The organism is Streptomyces beihaiensis (assembly GCF_026274175.1).
Taxonomy (GTDB): Bacteria; Actinomycetota; Actinomycetes; order Streptomycetales; family Streptomycetaceae; genus Streptomyces; species Streptomyces beihaiensis.
Genome location: NZ_JAPHNL010000278.1, coordinates 1 through 15,691, shown reverse-complemented (window position 1 = coordinate 15,691; position 15,691 = coordinate 1). Strand labels below are relative to the sequence as shown.

Sequence of the window (15,691 nt, the reverse complement as noted above, 5' to 3'; positions counted from 1 at the left end):
GAGAGCGCCGCCCCGGACTCATGGCTGCGCCCGCGCCGACGTGCGCGGCGCGCTGCGGCTCGTAGCGTGGGCGTGGGTGGGGGCGAAGGCAGCGAAGGCGGTCACGGTGAGAACGGGCGCGGTGGTGTGGTGAACTGGCGCAAATGGTGGCGCGACGGCGGAGCGGGAACCGGCTCCGCCGCCCCCGGCGCGGACCGGCCCCACGCGGCCTCCGGCTCTCCGGACGCCCCGGCGCCCGCCGCTTCCGCACCGCCCGCCGACCCCTCCGCCCCTGCCGTACAGGGGAGTTCATCCACGTCGTGCGAACCTGCGCCCACCCGTCCGGCCGCTCCGACCCGCGGCGGCGAACCCGCTGAACCGTCGCCCGACGCCGATGCCGACACCGCGGGCACCGGCGACGGCGTCAGCGGCGGTTTCGCGGCCGGCGGCCCGGTTCCGGCCGGTGGCGTGCCCCGATCCGGTGGCGCGGGCGGCCGCTCGGCCGTCGGTGCCGGGCGGATCGTTCCCGGTGGGCACGTCGGCGCGGCGACCCCCGCGCACAACCAGCGCCCCGCTCCGGCGGGCATGTCCCGCGCCGCGACGCTGCCATTACTGCCCGGCGCCGTCGTGGCGCTCGCCTCGGTCGTCCTCGGGGCCGGCCTGTACCGGGCCTTCACCGGGAACCACCCGCTCTTCCCGTCCGGCAAGGTCGGCTGGTCCCTCGCCGTCCTGACCGGCATCATCGTCGGCCACCTCGTCGCGCTCGGCCGCGACCGCTGGTGGGGCGGGACCGGCTCGGGCGCCGCCCTCACCCTTGCCGTGCTGCTCCTGTACGGCTGGGTGCCCGCGGGGATGGTCAGCCTCACGGTCGTCGTCCTGGTCGGCATCGCCCGCAGACACCGCTGGCGCCAGGGCCTGCTGCACGGCGCCGTCGACATGCTCGGCATCGCCGCGGGCGCCCTCGTGCTCGCGGCGTTCGGCCTCGTACCGTCCGTCGAATCACCCTGGAGCCCGCACCACTGGGACCTGCTGACGGGCCCGGAGGTCGTCCTCGTCGCGGCCGCGTACCTGCTGGTCACCCGCTCCCTGCTCTGGTACGTGCACGCGCCCCGCAACTCGGGCCTTCCGACCGTCGCCCGTACGGCACTGGCGCGCCAGGGGCTCGTCGGTGTCGCGCTGCTCGGCATCGCGCCGCTGATCTGCGTCGTCGCGACCTCACGCCCCGTGCTGCTGCCCCTGTTCGCGGTGCCGCTCATCGCGCTCGACTCCACGCTGTGGATCGCGCGGGCCCGTGCCGAGGAGCAGCTGCGCGACCCGCTCACAGGTCTGCCCAACCGGCAGTGGCTGCTGGAGCGGACCTGGACCGCGCTCGACGACGCCGAGCGGATCGGGGCGCGCAGCGCGCTCGTCCTGATCGACCTCGACCGGTTCCGCTCGGTCAACGACACGCTCGGCCACCTCGCCGGGGACCGGCTCCTGCTCCAGATAGCGGACCGGCTCGGTACGGCGCTGCCGCGCGGCGCGGAGGCCGCGCGGCTCGGCGGCGACGAGTTCGCGGTGCTGCTGCCCGTCGCCGACTCCACGACCTCCGCCGCGCGCGTGGCCCGCGGCCTGGTCGCCGCGCTCGGCTCGCCGCTCGACCTGGACGGGCTGACGCTGGTCCTTGAGGCGAGCGCCGGACTCGCCGTCTTCCCCGACCACGCCGTCGACGCGGAGGGGCTGCTGCGGCGTGCGGACGTGGCGATGTACCAGGCCAAGCGCGACCGCACGGGCGTGGAGGTCTACGAGTCGAAGCGTGACTCCAACACCCCCGACCGGCTGGGCCTCCTCGGCGACCTGCGGCGCGCGCTCGACGCCGGTGAGGTGGAGCTGCACTACCAGCCGAAGGTGCGGTTCGACGGGCAGGTGGCCGGGCTGGAGGCGCTCGTACGGTGGGTGCATCCGGAGAGAGGGAAGGTTCCGCCGGACGAGTTCATCGCCATCGCCGAGTCGTCCGGACTCATGCCGCACCTGACCGAGTACGTCCTGGACACCGCGCTGGCACAGGTCGCCCGGTGGCGGGCGCAGGGGCTGCGGGTTCCGGTCGCGGTCAACGTGTCGCCGAGGGACGTGCACACGCCCGGGTTCGCGGGGGCGGTCGCGGCGCGGCTCGCGCGGCACGGGGTGCCGGCGGGGGCGTTGCAGCTGGAGATAACGGAACACGTGCTGCTGGAGGACCCGCAGCGGGCGGCGGACACGCTGGCCGGGCTGACCGGGCACGGCGTGAAGATGTCCCTCGACGACTTCGGGACCGGGTACTCGTCGCTGGTGCACCTGCGCCGGTTGCCGGTGAGCGAGCTGAAGATCGACCGGTCGTTCGTGGCGCGGCTGGCCGTGGACAACGAGGACGCCGAGATCGTGCGGTGCACGGTCGATCTCGCGCACTCGCTGGGGCTGTTGGTGGTCGCGGAGGGCGTGGAGGACGACGAGACGTGGGAGCGGCTGCGGGATCTGGGGTGTGACGCGGTGCAGGGGTGGCTGGTGGCCGCGGCGATGCCGCCGGGGGAGACGACGGCGTGGCTGCGGGCGCGAGGGGCCCGTGGCTGGCACCGGGAACCCGCCGCGCTCCCGGCCGCCACCGGGGACGACCCCGGGCCCCTTCGCTGAACCCTCGCCCCGGCGGGGTGCGCCCGCCGCGCCCCGGCCGGGCCCGCCCGACCACTCCCGCTGCACCGGGGCGCCGCCTTGCCCACCCTGCCGCCCCGGGCGGCAGACCTGTCCGACGCGGCGGCGTGGGTTCGGGGCGGGTGGCGCACCTGTCCGACGCGGCGGGCGTGGGTTCGGGGAGGGTGGCAGACCTGTCCATGGCGGCGGGCCGAGGGAATCCGTTTAGGGGCCCGGCCCCGCGCCCCATAGGATTGGGCTCAAAACACACACTCTCACCCCAGAGGATCGCTGCATGCCTGGCATCACGCGCGAGGAGGTCGCCCACCTCGCCCGGCTGGCGCGTCTGGAGCTGAAGCCCGAAGAGCTCGACCACTTCGCAGGCCAGCTCGACGACATCATCGGCGCGGTCGCCCGCGTCAGCGAGGTCGCCGACCAAGACGTCCCCCCGACCTCCCACCCGCTGCCGCTGACGAACGTCATGCGCGCGGACGAGGTCCGTCCGTCGCTCACCCCCGAGCAGGCGCTCTCCGGCGCCCCGGCCCAGGAGCAGCAGCGTTTCAAGGTGCCGCAGATCCTGGGGGAGGAGTAATCAGCCATGACGACGGAGACCACGGACAACACGGAGAACACCGTCAACATCATCAAGCTCACCGCCGCCGAGATCGCTGCCGAGATCGCCGCCGGTGAGCTCACCGCCGTGCAGGTCACCGAGGCGCACCTCGCCCGGATCGAGGCCGTCGACGAGAAGGTCCACGCCTTCCTGCACGTCGACCGCGAGGGCGCTCTGGCGCAGGCCCGCGCCGTCGACGAGAAGGTCGAGCGCGGCGAGAAGCTCGGCCCGCTCGCCGGTGTGCCGCTCGCGCTCAAGGACATCTTCACCACCGAGGGCGTGCCGACCACGGTCGGCTCGAAGATCCTCGAAGGCTGGATCCCGCCCTACGACGCCACGCTGGTCAAGAAGCTCAAGGCCGCCGACGTCGTCATCCTCGGCAAGACCAACATGGACGAGTTCGCCATGGGGTCCTCCACCGAGAACAGCGCGTACGGCCCCACCGGCAACCCGTGGGACCTCACCCGCATCCCCGGCGGCTCCGGCGGCGGCTCCTCCGCCTCCCTCGCCGCGTACGAGGCGCCGCTCGCCATCGGCACCGACACCGGCGGTTCCATCCGCCAGCCCGCCGCCGTCACCGGCACCGTGGGCGTGAAGCCCACCTACGGCGGCGTGTCCCGGTTCGGGATGGTCGCGTTCTCGTCCTCGCTCGACCAGGGCGGGCCCTGCGCCCGTACCGTCCTGGACGCGGCTCTGCTCCACGAGGCGATCGCCGGGCACGACCCGCTCGACTCGACCTCCATCGACGCCCCGGTCCCGCCGGTCGTCGAGGCCGCCCGCAACGGCAGCGTGCGGGGCATGCGCGTCGGCGTGGTCAAGCAGTTCCGCGGCGAGGGCTACCAGGCCGGTGTCGTACAGCGGTTCGACGAGTCCGTCGAGCTGCTCAAGTCGCTGGGCGCCGAGGTCGTCGAACTGGACTGCCCGACCTTCGACCTGGCCCTGTCCGCGTACTACCTGATCGCGCCGAGCGAGTGCTCGTCGAACCTCGCCCGGTTCGACGCCATGCGCTACGGCCTGCGCGTCGGCGACGACGGCACGCACTCCGCCGAGGAGGTCACCGCCCTGACCCGCGAGGCCGGTTTCGGCCCCGAGGTCAAGCGCCGCATCATGCTCGGCACGTACGCGCTCAGCTCCGGCTACTACGACGCGTACTACGGCAGCGCCCAGAAGGTGCGCACGCTCATCACCCGCGAGTTCGAGGCCGCCTTCGAGAAGGTCGACGTGATCGTCTCGCCGACGACGCCGACCACCGCCTTCCCGATCGGCGAGCGCGCCGACGACCCGATGGCGATGTACCTCGCGGACCTGTGCACCATCCCGACCAACCTGGCCGGAAACGCCGCCATGTCGCTGCCCTGCGGCCTCGCGCCGGAGGACGGCCTGCCGGTCGGCCTGCAGATCATCGCCCCCGCCATGAAGGACGACCGCCTGTACAAGGTGGGTGCCGCCGTCGAGGCCGCCTTCGTGGAAAAGTGGGGTCACCCGCTGCTCGAGGAGGCTCCGTCGCTGTGAGTGCAATCAGCAAGGCCAAGGGCTTCAAGAAGTCCAAGTCCGGCACGTACCTGTCGATCGGGACGACCGCGTTCGGCGCGATCAGCGTGGCCAAGCAGGCCAAGAAGGCGCGCAACGAACACGACACGCTCCGCCTCGTGGACGCCGCCGTGTCCGCCGCCGCGATCGTCACCGGCATCGCCCTGCTGTTGCGCGAGCTCAAGCGCCTCGGCGACGACGACGTCCTGCTGGGCTGAGAGGGAAGTAGCCAGAACCGTGACTGCCACGACCACCCCCGAGCTCCTCTCGTACGAGGACGCGCTCGCGACGTACGACCCGGTCATGGGCCTTGAGGTCCATGTCGAGCTCGGTACGAAGACGAAGATGTTCTGCGGCTGCTCCACCGAGCTGAAGCAGGACGCCAACAGCCAGACCTGCCCGACCTGCCTCGGCCTGCCCGGTGCGCTGCCGGTCGTCAACGAGACCGGCGTCGAGTCGGCCGTCAAGATCGGCCTGGCGCTCAACTGCTCGATCGCCGAGTGGTGCCGCTTCGCCCGGAAGAACTACTTCTATCCGGACATGCCGAAGAACTTCCAGACCTCCCAGTACGACGAGCCGATCGCCTTCGACGGCTACCTCGACGTACAGCTGGAGGACGGCGAGGTCTTCCGCGTGGAGATCGAGCGCGCCCACATGGAGGAGGACACCGGCAAGTCGACGCACGTCGGCGGCGCCACCGGCCGAATCCACGGCGCGCAGCACTCCCTGCTCGACTACAACCGCGCCGGTATCCCGCTCATCGAGATCGTCACCAAGCCGATCGTCGGTGCCGGTGAGCGCGCCCCCGAGGTCGCCAAGGCGTACGTCGCCGAGCTGCGCGAGGTCATCAGGGCGCTCGGCGTCTCCGAGGCCCGCATGGAGCAGGGCCAGATGCGCTGCGACGTGAACCTCTCGCTCATGCCCAAGGGCAGCGAGAAGTTCGGCACGCGCTCCGAGACGAAGAACGTCAACTCGCTGCGCTCCGTCGAGCGTGCCGCCCGCTTCGAGATCCAGCGCCACGCGGCCGTGCTGTCCTCCGGCGGCTCGATCGTCCAGGAGACCCGCCACTTCCACGAGGACGAGGGCACCACCACGTCCGGCCGTGTGAAGGAGGAGGCCGAGGACTACCGGTACTTCCCGGAGCCCGACCTCGTGCCCGTCGCGCCGCCGCGCGAGTGGGTCGAGCAGCTGCGCGCCGGCCTGCCCGAGCTGCCGCTCGCGCAGCGCAACCGGCTGATCGCCGAATGGGGCATCTCCGCGCACGACATGCAGTCGATCCGCAACGCCGGGGCCATCGCCCCGATCGTCGCCACGATCGAGGCCGGGGCGGACGCCGCCTCCGCCCGCAAGTGGTGGATGGGCGAGCTGGCCCGCTCCGCCAACGAGCAGGGCGTCGACCTCGCCGCGCTGCCCATCACGCCCGTGCAGGTGGCCCGTGTCTCCGAGCTCGTCGCCAAGGGCGACCTCAACGACAAGCTGGCCCGCCAGGTCATCGACGGCGTCCTCAAGGGCGAGGGCACGCCCGACGAGGTCGTCGACAAGCGCGGCCTGAAGGTCGTCTCGGACGAGGGCGCGCTGTCGGCCGCCGTCGACGAGGCCATCGCGGGCAACGCCGGGATCGTCGCCAAGATCCAGTCCGGCAAGGTCGCCGCGGCCGGCGCCCTGGTCGGCGCCGTCATGAAGGCGACCCGCGGCCAGGCCGACGCGGCGCGCGTCAAGGAGCTGATCCTGGAGAAGCTGGGCGTCAGCGAGGGCTGAGCACGCTGCCTTCAGCAGAGCGGCGGCACACCGGAGAGCCGGTGTGCCGCCGCTCTCTTTCGTGGTACGCCATGTGTCCTGAAACGCCTGTGAATAAGGACACGAAAGCGACAAAGGATCACCTGTACCTGTAACAGTGGCAGTGCGCTGTTCAAGCGAGGTTCAAGCCGAACATCCAGCGAAACAACCAGGGAGCACGCCTGTGGCCGCACTCGCACGATGGTGTGTCAGGCATCGGCTCGTGGTCGTTCTGCTGTGGCTGCTCGCGCTCGGGGGCACGAGCGCGGCCGCCGCCGTCGCGGGCTCCGCGTACTCCAACGACTACGCGGCACCAGGCACCGAATCGGGCCGCGCCACCCAGCTCCTGAACGAAGGCTTCCACGGCCTCGGCGGCGACAGCGACACCGTCGTGTGGCACATCGAGAACTCCACGGTGCGAGCCGCCGACGTACAGGACACGATGAGCAACACGCTCGCCAGGATCGACAAGCTGCCCGGCGTCTCCTCCGTCGTCTCCCCGTACGGGTCCGCGGGCCAGGCCCAGATCAGCGCCGACGGCCACACCGCGTACGCCACGGTCAGCTTCGACAAGCAGGCCAACGACATACCGAAGAGCCAGGCGCAGGCCGTCGTCGACACCGCCCGCGCCGCCGAGCGGCAGGGCCCCGACGGGCTCCGGGTCGAGCTGGGCGGCAGCGCCGTCGCCCTCACCGAACCCGCGTCGCCGCACGTGTCGGAGATCGTCGGCGTCGTCGTCGCGGCCGTCGTCCTCTTCCTGGCCTTCGGCTCCCTCGCGGCGGCCGCCCTGCCGATCGCCACCGCGCTGGTCGGCGTCGGCACCGCGTACGCGGGCATAGGGCTGCTCGGGCACGCCATGACCGTGGCGGACTTCGCCCCGATGCTCGGCATGCTCGTCGGGCTCGGCGTCGGCATCGACTACGCGCTCTTCATCGTGACCCGGCACCGCAAGGGCCTCAAACAAGGACTCCCGGTGGCCGAGGCCGCCGAACGGGCGGTCGCCACCACCGGGCGGGCCGTCGTGTTCGCGGGTGCCACCGTGTGTATCGCGCTGCTCGGCATGCTCATCCTCAGACTGAGCTTCCTCAACGGCGTGGCGGTCGCCGCCTCGCTGACCGTGCTGCTCACCGTCGCCGCGTCGATCACGCTGCTGCCGTCACTGCTCTCCCTCATCGGGCTGCGTGCCCTGTCGCGCCGCGAGCGCCGCCGCCTCGCCGAGCACGGACCCCAGCCCGAGCCGCCGAACGGGCTAGCCGCCCGCTGGGCCGCGTTCGTCGAACGCCGCCCCAAGCTGCTCGGCGGCCTCGCGCTCGGCGTGATCACGCTGCTCGCCCTGCCCACGCTCTCCCTCCACCTCGGCAGCTCCGACCAGGGCAACGACCCGAAGCAGAGCACCACCCGGCAGGCGTACGACATGCTCGCCGAGGGCTTCGGGCCGGGCGTGAACGGCCCGCTCACCCTCGTCACCCACGTCGACGGGTCCAAGGACCGGCTGGCGCTGGCCCAGCTCGCGAACGACGTACGGCACACCCAGGGCGTCACCGCGGTCTCCCCGGTGACGTACAACGGTGACGAGACCACCGCGTACCTCTCCGTCGTGCCGGACTCCAGCCCGCAGTCCTCGCGCACCAGCGACCTCGTCGACCGGCTGCGCACGGACGTGGTGCCCCAGGCCGAGCAGGGCAGCACCCTGGACGTGAAGGTGGGCGGCGTCACCGCGAGCTACGACGACTTCGCCCACGTGGTCGTCGGCAAGCTGCCGCTGTTCGTCGGTGCGGTGGTCGGCCTCGGCTGCCTCCTGCTGCTGCTGGCCTTCCGCTCGGTCGGCATCCCGCTGAAGGCCGCCGCGATGAACGTCGCCGCCGTGGCCGCCGCGTTCGGCGTCGTCGTCTCGATCTTCCAGTGGGGCTGGGGCAGCGACATGCTGGGCCTGGGCAGATCGGGACCGATCGAACCGTTCCTGCCCGTGATCATGGTGTCCGTGCTCTTCGGGCTCTCCATGGACTACCAGGTGTTCCTCGTCAGCCGTATGTACGAGGAGTGGCTGGAGACCGGCGACAACCGCAGGGCCGTACGGGTCGGGCTCGCCGAGACCGGCCGCGTGATCAACTCGGCCGCCGTGATCATGATCTCGGTCTTCCTCGCCTTCGTGCTCAGCGGCGACCGGGTGACCGCCATGTTCGGCATCGGACTCGCGGCCGCCGTGGCGCTCGACGCGTTCGTGCTCCGTACGCTCCTGGTCCCCGCCCTGATGCACCTGCTGGGCAGCGCCAACTGGTGGCTGCCGCGCCGGCTCGACCGCTGGCTGCCGCGCATCAGCATCGAGCCTCCCGAGTGCCGTGCGGGGCGTGCGACCATACCTCCGCAACGGGTGTCGATCTTGACGCCGGTCGAGCGGGAGCGACGGGAGCAGGCGGAGCATGTACGGGATGTCCCTCGGTGACGACGGCGCGGAGCTCGGGCCCCTTGAGCCCTGGCAGGCCGACGAGTACTTCACCCACATCGAGCGCGGGCGCGACTACATAGGCCGCTTCGTCGGGCTTCCGGACGCCGCGAAGGACTGCGACGCCGCCCGCGCCTGGCTCCAGTCGTACGCGGACAAGGCGGCCCGGGACGCCGGACGCCTGTGGGGCATCCGCGTCGACGGCCGTCTCGTCGGCGGCGTGCTCTTCCGCACGTTCGACGCGGCGCAGGGCGTGGCAGAGGCGGGCTGCTGGCTGGAGCCGTCCGCCGCCGGGCGGGGCCTGGTCACCCGAGCCGCGACCGCGATCATCGACTGGGCGGTCCTGGAGCGCGGCATCCACCGCGTCGAGTGGATCGCCGGATCGGCCAACACGGCGAGCATCAACGTGGCCAAGCGCCTCGGCATGACCCGTGACGGAGTCCTGCGCCAGAGCTTCCTGTACCGAGGGGAGCGGCAGGACATGGAAGTGTGGTCGGTCCTCGCTCCGGAGTGGCGTACGGCACGTGAGGGACACAAGGGGCGTTAAGGAACCTCTCAGACTCCGTCCGTACGGTGCGCAGCATGGTGACAAAGACAGACGTGGAGCCCGAGGCCGCGAACGCCGAGGACGCCGAGCAGTCCAAGGACGCCGGAGAGGCAGCGGCGGCTTCGGGAGAGCGGACCGAACAGGAGGAGCAGGGAGCGCAGGAGCAGCACGGGGAGCACGGGGAGCACGAGCAGCACGGGGAGCACGGGGAACGGGAGACCGAGCCCGTCGGCCCCACCGGCGTCGGCCAGGGCGCGGGCGCCATCGTCTCCGTCGCGCTCGGCGTCGTGGCGCTCAGCGGCGGCTGGCTGGGCACGATCGCCTCCGCCCGCGAGTCGCTCATCGGTCAGCTCGACACGTCCCAGTCGGCGAGCGTCGCCAAGCAGGTGTCGGAGGTCTACGGCGACTCCTGGCACGCCGCCGCTCTGGTCGGCGGAATCTTCTCACTGATCGCCCTGGTCATCGGCGCGGCCGTCCTCGCCAGGCCCGCGTTCGGCGTGCCCGGCAGGCCGCAGGCCCTGTGGATCAAGTCGACCGCGTGGGCGGGCGTCACGATCGGCGTGCTCGGACTGCTGCTCGCCGTGGCCAAGTACACGGACCTGCTGCTCGGCCTGCCGAAGACCGGCTGAGGCCCACCACAGGAGCCCGCCCGCGGTACCTAGGCAGGGCCCCGGACCGCGTAAGGCACCTGAGGCCCCGGGCTAAGGCACCCCGGCCCGCACAGTTGCGGAACTTTCCCGATGTGCCAGGTCCCCCTGGGAGACGAGAGTCGAGGCATCGCGGCGATCAGTCCGCGAAGCCACCACCCGTCACCAGGGGGACACCATGTTCGACCACGCGGCCCACACCTTCGCCTACGACCTCCACCAGATCCGCGCCACCGAGCTCATCCGTGAGGCCGACGCCTACCGCGCGGCCCGCGCGGCGCGCACCTTCGAGAACCACGAACCCGAGCGGCGGGTGAGTGACCCGGCCACGTCCGGCCGAGGCCGCCGGCTGCGCTTCACGCGCGCCGCGTGACGGTGCCGTGAGCACCCTGCCGGCGCCCCGCCGTTGTTCGCTCGCCGGAATTCCGGTGGCGTTGTCCGAGTCATGTGCGATGCTCAGCGGCGTGGAGACCAGATCCGTCAGCCCGGTTTTCGTCGGCCGCGCCGACGAACTGGGCATATTGAACAGTGCCCTTGACCGTGCCGCCGCGGGCGAACCGCAGGCGCTGCTGCTCGGTGGCGAGGCCGGGGTCGGCAAGACCCGGCTCGTCGAGGAGTTCGCGGCGGCCGCCTGCGGGCACGGCGCCGTCGTCGTCACGGGCGGCTGCATGGAGATCGGGGCCGACGGTCTGCCGTTCGCCCCGTTCTCCACCGCCCTGCGCGCGCTGCGCCGCGCCCTGCCCGGTGAGGTCGACGCCGCCGCGGCGGGCCGAGAGGGCGAACTGGCGCGCGTCCTGCCGGAACTCGGCGAGCGCGCGGCCGCCGACCGCGGCCTGGAGGGACGCGACGACGAGAGCGCCACCGCCCGCCTCTTCGAGCTCACCGCCCGGCTCCTGGAGCGCGTCGCCGCCGACCACACCGTGGTCGTGATCCTTGAGGACCTGCACTGGGCGGACGCCTCCACCCGCCACCTGCTCTCCTATCTCTTTCGCACGCTGCGCAGCGGCCGCCTCGCGGTCGTCGCCACCTACCGCGCCGACGACGTGCACCGCCGCCACCCCCTGCGCCCCCTCCTCGCCGAACTCGACCGGCTGCGTACCGTCACCCGCCTCGACCTCGCCCGCTTCACCCGCGACGAGGTGGCCCGCCAGATCGCCGGCATCCTGGCCGCCGAACCCGACCGCGCGGTCGTCGACGACATCTTCCGCCGCTCGGACGGCAACGCGTTCTTCGTCGAGGAGCTGGCCGTGGCCGCGGCGGAGGGCTGCGCCACGGGCCTGAGCGAATCGCTGCGCGACGTCCTGCTCGTCCGCGTCGAGTCGCTGCCCGAGGCAGCCCAGCGCGTCGCCCGGATCTGCGCCGAGGGCGGCTCCACCGTCGAGTACGCGCTGCTCGCCGCGGTCGCCGGACTCTGCGAGGACGACCTGATCGAGGCGCTGCGCGCCGCCGTCGGTGCCAACATCCTGCTCGCCTCGCCGGACGGCGACGGCTACCGCTTCCGCCACTCGCTGGTCCGCGAGGCCGTCAGCGACGACCTGCTGCCCGGCGAGCGCTCCCGCCTCAACCGCCGCTACGCCGAGGCCCTGGAGGGCGATCCGACGCTGACCCCGGCCGACACCCGCGCCACCCGCCTGGCCAGCTACTGGTACCACGCCCACGACCCGGCCAAGGCCCTGCCCGCCGTCCTCGACGCCTCGGTGGAGGCCCGCCGCCGACACGCCTACTTCGAGCAACTGGGGCTCCTGGAGCGGGCGATGGAGCTGTGGGACGCGGCACCTGAGGAGGTCCGTGCCCGCCTCACCCTCGGCACCTACTCCGACGCCTACCCGGCCTGCGGCTGTGACCCGGCCACGACCCCGCTGCAGTACCTCGATCTCATGGCCGAGGCCGCCGTCGCGGGCCGCCTGTGCGGGGAGCGCGAGCGCGCCCTGAAGATCGGCAAGCGGGCGCTGCGCATCCTGGAGGACGCCGCCGCGCGCGGCGAGGGCGATCCTCTGCGTGCCGCCTGGTTCTGGCTGCAGCGCTCCCGCCTCGCCGCGAACACCGGCCGCGGCGACGGCTGGGAGGAGATCGCGACCGCCCAGGAGCTGGTGCGCGGCCTGCCGCCGTCCGAGGTGCACGCCGAGGTCCTCACCCATGTCGCCTCCTGGGGCATGCTGCACAACCCGGGCGCCGACGCCCTCGCCGCCGCCGAGCGCGCCTTCGAGTACGCGCGCATGGTCGGCACCGCCGAGATCGAGCTGCGCGCGCGGCTCGTCCGCGGCGGCCTGCTCGTCGACGCCGGTGACATCGAGCGCGGCATCGCCGAGATGTACGAGGTGCGCGAGCGCTCCACCGAGCTCGGCCTGATCTCCCGCATCAACAACGTCAACATCAACCTGCCGTCCGTGCTCGAAGGCGTCGGCCGCTCCCTGGAAGCCGTGCGCATCAGCGACGAGGGCATCGCCGTGTGCCGCCGCTACGGCCTCACCGACGCCAAGGGGTGGATCCGCTCCAACAAGGCCGAGTCGCTCATCTCGCTCGGCCGCTGGGACGAGGCCGTCAAGGCCGCCGACCGCACCCGCCGTTCCGCGACGAGCAGTCGTCCCCGCGGCACCGCCGCCGCCCACCTCGCCGCCGTCGCCATCGGCCGCGGCGAGCTGCGGGAAGCGGCCGAACACACCGCCGCGGCCCGCGAGTTCTTCGGCACGCACGACCCCGAGCCGCAGCACGAACTGCCGCTCGCCCACCTCACCCTCGCGCTCGCCGCCGCCGAGGGCCGCGTCCTCGACGTCCGCGCCGAGCTCGACCGGCTCGTCAGCGCCGGCCTGCCCACCTCCTCGCACCGCTACCTGTGGCCCCTGCTGCGCACCGCGGCCGCCGCCGAGGCCGACGCGCGCGGACTGCCCGCGGCCGAGGCCGGGCGGGCCGCCGCCGTGGCCCTGATCCGCGACGCCGCCAAGCGGCAGGCCACGGTGGTCCCCGTCTGGCACGCCCACGAGCAGTGGCTCCGCTCCGAGCTGCTGCGCGCCGAGGGCCGTGACACCCCGGACGACTGGAACGCGGCCGTCGCCGCCCTCGAACCGCTGGAGCGGCCCTACGACCTCGCCCGCGCGCGCGTACGGCTCGCGGAGTCGCTCATCGGCGGGGCCGATGGCGAGGGGGGCCGAGAGCGGGCCACCGAGCTGCTGCGGCTCGCGGCTGCCGTCGCCGAGCACCTCGGTGCCCGGCCCCTCGCACAGTCCGTCGCCCTGCTCGCGCAGCGCGCCCGCATCGCCCTGGCGCCCGACGCCCGGCCGAGCGCCGCCCCGGCCGACCCCGCCGAGGAGCTGGGCCTGACCAGCCGCGAGCGGGACGTGCTGCGCCTGGTCAAGGCGGGGCGCAGCAACCGGCAGATCGCCGAGGAGCTGTTCATATCGCCGAAGACCGCCAGCGTCCACGTCTCCAACATCCTCGCCAAGCTGGGCGTGGCGGGCCGCGGCGAGGCGGCGGCCCTGGCCCACCGCCTCCACCTCTTCCCCGAGGTGTCGCCCGCGGCCTCCCGTACGCTGTAGGGAAGGGCTCCGCCCGGCCACCTGGAGGCGCTGTGTTCAACATGTTCGAGGAGCTGTTCGCACCCGGTCGCAAGCACACGAACGACGAGCGCAAACGCCTGGAGCTCACCCGCGTCGACCTCAACGACGGGGACCCGGGCCGCGGGCCCATAGACCTCACCTCCGGCAAGGTCGTCATACGCCCGCCGGACCAGGACGAGCCCGGACGGAACACCGACGACGAGGGCGGCCCCGACGACGACCCCGAGCTCAGCTCACCCTGAGCTCAAGCAGGCGGTCGTCGCCCTTCCGGGGCGTGCCCCGTGTGTCCGTCTCGCTGGTCGTCAGCCACAGCCTGTCGCCGCCCGCGGCGACCACCGTGCGCAGTCGCCCGTACCGGCCGGTCAGAAACGCCTGCGGCGCGTGGGCCACTTTCCGGCCGTCCAGCGGGACCCGCCACAGCCGCCGACCGCGCAGCGCCGCCATCCAGACAGAACCCTTCGCGTACGCGATGCCGCTGGGCGACGCGTCCGCGGGGCGCCACTGGGCGACCGGGTCGCGGTAGCCGGCCTTGCCCGCCTTGCCCTCGACGACCGGCCAGCCGTAGTCGCCGCCGGGCACGATCAGGTTCAGCTCGTCCCAGGTGTCCTGCCCGAACTCCGAGGCCCACAGCCGCTTGTCCTTGTCCCAGGCGAGGCCCTCCACGTTGCGGTGCCCGTACGAGTAGACGGGCGAGGAGTCGCCGAACGGGTTGCCCGGCGCCGGCTGCCCGTCCGGGGTCAGCCGCAGGATCTTGCCCCCGGTCGACTTCTTGTCCTGGGCGAACCGGCCGCGGTGGGTCTCGCCGGTCCCCACGTACAGCAGCCCGTCCGGGCCGAACGCGATCCGCCCGCCGTTGTGGATCACGCCCTTCGGAATGCCCTTGAACACCGTGTCGGGGGCGCCCAGTTGCTCCCCGGCCGGCTTCCTCGGGTCGTACAGCATGCGCGCGACACGGTTGTCCGACGCCGTGGTGAAGTACGCGTAGACCATGTGGTCGGAGGCGTACGAGGGGGAGAGCGCGAGGCCGAGCAGCCCGCCCTCGCCCGCCGCGGCGACCCCGGGCACCGCGCCGACCTCGGTCTTCTTTCCGGTCCTGGTGTCGACCCGGGTGATCGTCCCCTCGTCGCGCGAGGAGACCAGGAGTCCGCTCCCGTCCGGCAACGGGGCGAGCCCCCAAGGGGACTTGAGGCCCTCGGTAACCGTGCGCACGACGGTCACCGAACCCTTTGCGGGCGGAACGTCGGACCGGTCCGCCGACCGCCCCGGGGAAGGGCTCACGGACGTGCTCGCACCCGTCGCGGGGGCCCCGCCGCCCCCGGACGAGCACCCGGCCGCGAGCAGCACCGTCACACAGGCGGCCAGGGCCGAGGCGGCCCGTACAGCAGGACGTCGCACGATCAGGTTCCTTCCGAGCGCCCCCGTTGTCGGTGGAACCCAAACGCTAGTCCCACGACCCCCGTGCCGCAGGCAGCCCCGCGATCTCCGCCAGGTCCGCCCCGGTCAGCCGCAGTGCCGTCGCGGCGGCGTTCTGCGCCGCCCAGCGGGCGTGCTTGGCCCCGGGGACCGGTATCACGTTCGGGCCCTGCGCCAGGGCCCAGGCAAGGGCCACCTGCGCCGGGGTGACGTCCGGGCCGTGGCGTTCGGCGACCCGGCGCAGGCCCGCCACGATCGGCTGGTTCGCCGCCATCATCTCCGCGGTGAACCGGGGGTGGCGGGCCCGTACGTCGTCCGGCTCGAAGCCCTGGCCCGGGGTGAGCGTGCCGGTCAGGAAGCCGCTGCCGAGCGGCATCGCCGCCAGGAAGCCGACGCCGCGCGCCGCGCACCAGGGCAGCAGCGCCGACAGGGCCCGCGGCGACCACACCGACAGCTCCGCCGTCACCGCGCTCACCGGGAACACCTGCTGCACCCGTTCCAGCTGCCGGATCGTTCCGCCGTACGGGGCGTCGCGGCCGCCGCGGC

13 protein-coding genes are annotated in these 15,691 nt (G+C 72.9%); 11 read left to right on the top strand and 2 right to left on the bottom strand.

The genetic code is table 11. The annotated features are described in order from the left end of the window. The first annotated feature begins 564 nt into the window (after positions 1-564). The 11 genes from OFY01_RS23560 to OFY01_RS23510 all read left to right on the top strand — a co-directional run bounded on the left by OFY01_RS23560 (position 565) and on the right by OFY01_RS23510 (position 13,974). Entirely contained in the window at positions 565-2,625 is a 2,061-nt protein-coding gene (locus OFY01_RS23560; RefSeq protein WP_266603110.1) for a putative bifunctional diguanylate cyclase/phosphodiesterase, read from the top strand. 292 nt (positions 2,626-2,917) lie between these two features. Then, positions 2,918-3,214 carry an Asp-tRNA(Asn)/Glu-tRNA(Gln) amidotransferase subunit GatC gene (gene gatC / locus OFY01_RS23555; RefSeq protein ID WP_006130840.1) on the top strand — a complete coding sequence of 99 codons (297 nt, stop codon included), beginning with the start codon at positions 2,918-2,920 and terminating at the stop codon, positions 3,212-3,214. A gap of 6 nt (positions 3,215-3,220) precedes the next feature. Next, complete coding sequence (gene gatA / locus OFY01_RS23550; protein WP_266603075.1) at positions 3,221-4,747, top strand: Asp-tRNA(Asn)/Glu-tRNA(Gln) amidotransferase subunit GatA; 1,527 nt, start codon at positions 3,221-3,223, stop codon at positions 4,745-4,747. Continuing rightward, entirely contained in the window at positions 4,744-4,983 is a 240-nt protein-coding gene (locus tag OFY01_RS23545; RefSeq protein WP_266603074.1) for a hypothetical protein, read from the top strand. Before gatA ends, OFY01_RS23545 begins: the two co-directional genes overlap by 4 nt. A gap of 19 nt (positions 4,984-5,002) precedes the next feature. Continuing rightward, complete coding sequence (gene gatB, locus OFY01_RS23540; RefSeq protein ID WP_266603073.1) at positions 5,003-6,523, top strand: Asp-tRNA(Asn)/Glu-tRNA(Gln) amidotransferase subunit GatB; 1,521 nt, start codon at positions 5,003-5,005, stop codon at positions 6,521-6,523. Positions 6,524-6,725: 202 nt separating this feature from the next. Next, positions 6,726-8,984 carry an MMPL family transporter gene (locus OFY01_RS23535; protein ID WP_266603072.1) on the top strand — a complete coding sequence of 753 codons (2,259 nt, stop codon included), beginning with the start codon at positions 6,726-6,728 and terminating at the stop codon, positions 8,982-8,984. Then, a complete protein-coding gene (locus tag OFY01_RS23530; RefSeq protein ID WP_266603071.1) occupies positions 8,962-9,531 on the top strand; it encodes a GNAT family N-acetyltransferase in 570 nt (189 codons plus the stop codon). The genes OFY01_RS23535 and OFY01_RS23530 overlap by 23 nt, the downstream gene beginning before the upstream one ends. A 35-nt stretch (positions 9,532-9,566) precedes the next feature. Then, positions 9,567-10,160 carry a hypothetical protein gene (locus OFY01_RS23525; RefSeq protein WP_266603069.1) on the top strand — a complete coding sequence of 198 codons (594 nt, stop codon included), beginning with the start codon at positions 9,567-9,569 and terminating at the stop codon, positions 10,158-10,160. A gap of 196 nt (positions 10,161-10,356) precedes the next feature. Beyond that, positions 10,357-10,551 (top strand): hypothetical protein, encoded by a 195-nt coding sequence (locus OFY01_RS23520; protein ID WP_266603067.1) that lies wholly within the window; start codon positions 10,357-10,359, stop codon positions 10,549-10,551. Between the two features lie 79 nt (positions 10,552-10,630). Beyond that, positions 10,631-13,711, top strand: a complete 3,081-nt coding sequence (locus OFY01_RS23515) for a helix-turn-helix transcriptional regulator (protein ID WP_266603108.1) — start codon at positions 10,631-10,633, stop codon at positions 13,709-13,711. 32 nt (positions 13,712-13,743) lie between these two features. After that, positions 13,744-13,974, top strand: coding sequence for a DUF6191 domain-containing protein (locus tag OFY01_RS23510; protein WP_266603065.1), 231 nt, complete (start codon positions 13,744-13,746; stop codon positions 13,972-13,974). On the opposite strand, the gene OFY01_RS23505 is transcribed toward OFY01_RS23510, so the two are convergent. Further along, positions 13,961-15,133, bottom strand: coding sequence for a PQQ-dependent sugar dehydrogenase (locus tag OFY01_RS23505; RefSeq protein ID WP_266603107.1), 1,173 nt, complete (start codon positions 15,131-15,133; stop codon positions 13,961-13,963). The two genes, OFY01_RS23510 and OFY01_RS23505, sit on opposite strands and share 14 nt — an antisense overlap. Before the next feature lie 40 nt (positions 15,134-15,173). After that, the coding region (locus OFY01_RS23500) for an aldo/keto reductase (RefSeq protein WP_266603063.1) at positions 15,174-15,691 on the bottom strand (518 nt) is incomplete at its 5' end.